2 protein-coding genes and 1 pseudogene are annotated in these 3,082 nt (G+C 71.4%); 1 reads left to right on the top strand and 2 read right to left on the bottom strand.

The annotated features are described in order from the left end of the window. Window positions 1-118: 118 nt before the first annotated feature. Both AC2W7A_RS10990 and AC2W7A_RS10995 read right to left on the bottom strand, forming a co-directional pair. Window positions 119-253, bottom strand: a pseudogene (locus AC2W7A_RS10990) (SMP-30/gluconolactonase/LRE family protein); the annotation flags it as partial. 51 nt (window positions 254-304) lie between these two features. Further along, complete coding sequence (locus AC2W7A_RS10995) at window positions 305-1,642, bottom strand: lipase family protein (protein ID WP_485991387.1); 1,338 nt, start codon at window positions 1,640-1,642, stop codon at window positions 305-307. Window positions 1,643-1,924: 282 nt separating this feature from the next. On the opposite strand from AC2W7A_RS10995, the gene fbaA reads away from it, so the two are divergent. Next, window positions 1,925-2,947 (top strand): class II fructose-bisphosphate aldolase, encoded by a 1,023-nt coding sequence (fbaA, locus tag AC2W7A_RS11000; RefSeq protein ID WP_485991388.1) that lies wholly within the window; start codon window positions 1,925-1,927, stop codon window positions 2,945-2,947. Window positions 2,948-3,082 lie beyond the last annotated feature (135 nt).

Genomic DNA, 3,082 nt, shown 5'->3' on the forward strand with positions numbered 1-3,082 from the left:
GCCTACGTGGAGATCCCGCAGATCGTCCGCAGGACGATCCTGGACATCGGCTACGACTCCTCCGCCAACGGCTTCGACGGCGCCCAGTGCGGCGTGAACATCTCGATCGGACAGGACCGTCCCCGGCGAGCATGTCCACCCAGCGCAGGCCGCGCCGGGCGGTGACGCCCTCGACGGCGGTGCCCCACGAGGCGGCCCAGACGGGGCCCTCGCCGTGGTAGGCGATGGGATCGGTGACCTGCTCGGCGCGCATGACTGCTCCTTCGGTGGGCGGGACGGTCCTGGCCTCGACGCTAGCCGAGGCTCAGAACCAGCCGCAGGAGTTCGCGGTCCAGCGGTCGTTCAGCGCGGCGTCCAGGAACCCGGTGGCACGCGGGATCGAGGCGATGTAGCCGCCCACGTGGGTGGGGGTGAACACCGGGTCGAAGCGCACGCGCGAGCCCTGTGCACACCAGCGGTGGCCGAGCTCGCGGCCCACCTTGTACGGGATGACGTCGTCCGTGAGGGAGTGTGCGATCATCACCGGCATCTCCGGGTGCCGGCCCTCGTGGCCCAGCCGCTGCTCCGCCAGGATCCCGGCGAGCAGGCCGTCGCTGCGCACCAGCTCCGGGAAGGACTGGCCGGAGTCTGTGACGGTGGAGGAGTCCAGTCCGGCGAACTTCGCGCTGTCGGACGTGCACGCCGTGGAGGCCTCCTCGAGGGTCTGCATGCCCAGGGCGTTGAGGTAGAGGTCCGGGTCCACGCCGTAGGCCTCCAGCTGACCGGCCATGGCGAACAGCAGGAAGGCGGCGGAGGATCCGCCGTCGATCGCGTCGGCCACCTGGGTCAGGTCCGCCGGGGGAGCGCCCGCGTAGGCGCCCTTCACGTCCAGCTCCGGGGCGTACTCGCCCGCGAGCTCGGCGGCCGCGGCGGACGCGCCGCCGCCCTGGGAGTAGCCGGCGATCGCCACCGGGGACGCGGCGCTCACCCCGGAGCCCTCGAGCCCGGCGGCCGCCCGCACGGAGTCCAGCACGGTGTGCGCCTGGGACTCGCGGACCATGTAGGTGTGCAGTCCCTCGGTGCCGAGCCCCTCGTAGTCCGTGACCACCACGGTGTAGCCCTGGGACAGCAGGGCGGAGATGCCGATCCCCTCGTACTGCTCTCCCGTGGACAGCGTCTTGGACGGGGCGCACTGGTCGCCCACGCCCTGCGTGCCCACGGCGTACGCGATCACGGGGCGCTCGCCGGACCCGGTCCACTCGGCGTCCGGCTCGAGCACGGTGCCGGTGACCGCGATCGGCTCGCCCATGGCGTTCACGGAGGAGTACATGATGCGGGTGGCCTCGGCGGGGTAGCGGATCAGCTTCACCGGGTCGAGGTAGAAGTCCATCGGCTCGGAGCGGATCAGCGTGCCGGGGGTGCCGGGGATCTCGGCGGGCGTGGCGTAGAAGTCCTCGTCGGCGGTCTGGGCCAGGGCGCTGCGGGCGGCGTCCCACCTGGCCTGCTCGGTGGCCGTGGGTGCGGTGGACAGGTCCTGGACGGCGGCCTCCTGCTCGGCGGTCATGCCCTCCTGGGCCGCGGCGGGGGCGGCTCCTGCGAAGGCCGTGCCGACGCCGAGTGCGACGGCTACGGCGAGCGTGCTCAGGCGGGTGGGGCGGGACATGCGCATGGGTTCCTCGGGTGTCGAGTGGGTGCGGACCCACCGGGCCCGCGTGTGACGTGACTCACGCTACGGAGGGGGTGTGGCGGCGGGCAAGAGACCTTCGTCCAGGCCTCGGCCCGGCGGCGGGCCCGGAGCCCTATCCCGTCCGGGCCGCGCCGATAGGATGGGGGGCAGCGGCTCCGCACCGGAGCGGGCGCGCGCCCGTCACCCGTCAGGGTGTCTGAAGCCGGTGACGCACGGGGCCGAATCCGTCCGCCCGCCCGCGACGCACAGGAGCGCAGCATGCCCATCGCAACCCCGGACAAGTACGCCGAGATGATCGACGCCGCCAAGAACGGCGGCTACGCCTACCCGGCGATCAACGTCACCAGCTCCCAGACCCTGAACGCCGCCATCCGCGGCTTCGCCGAGGCCGGCTCGGACGGCATCGTCCAGGTCTCCACCGGCGGCGCCGAGTTCTTCTCCGGCAAGAACATGAAGAACATGGTGGTGGGCTCCCTGGCCATGGCCGCGTTCGCCCGCGAGGTCGCCAAGCAGTACGACGTCACCATCGCCCTGCACACGGACCACTGCCCGAAGGACAAGCTGGACGGCTTAGTCCGCCCGCTGCTGGACGCCTCCGAGGCGGAGGTGAAGGCCGGCCGCGACCCGATCTTCAACTCCCACATGTGGGACGGATCCGCCGAGACCCTGGACGAGAACCTCAGGATCGCCCAGGAGCTGCTCGCCCGCACCGCCGCCAACAAGCAGATCCTCGAGGTCGAGATCGGCGTGGTCGGCGGCGAGGAGGACGGCGTGGCCAACGAGATCAACGACCAGCTCTACACCACCGTGGAGGACGGCCTGGCCACCGTGGAGGCCCTCGGCTCCGGTGAGAACGGCCGCTACATCACCGCGCTGACCTTCGGCAACGTGCACGGCGTCTACAAGCCGGGCAACGTGAAGCTGCGTCCGGAGATCCTGGACGAGATCCAGCAGGCCGTCGGCGCGAAGATCGGCAAGGACCGCCCGTTCGACCTGGTGTTCCACGGCGGCTCCGGCTCCACCGAGCAGGAGATCGCGGACGCCGTGCGCTTCGGCGTCATCAAGATGAACGTGGACACGGACACCCAGTACGCGTTCACCCGTCCGGTGGTGACCCACATGTTCCAGAACTACGACGGCGTCCTGAAGGTCGACGGCGAGGTCGGCAACAAGAAGATGTACGACCCGCGAGGCTGGGGCGAGAAGGCCGAGATCGGCATGGCCCAGCGCGTCATGGAGGCCTGCCAGAACCTCGGCTCCGCGGGCAGGTCCATCAAGTGACGACGACGCCGTCCGTCGCCTCTCCGGCGACGGACGGCATCGGCCGGGGCGCCGGCCACCCTTCGCAGGCGCCGGATGCCGCTGGACGACGACGGCCGCCCACCTCGCGAGGTGAGCGGCCGTCGTCGCGCCGGG

The sequence above is a fragment of the Micrococcus sp. LASM2_SD2 genome (assembly GCF_057364565.1).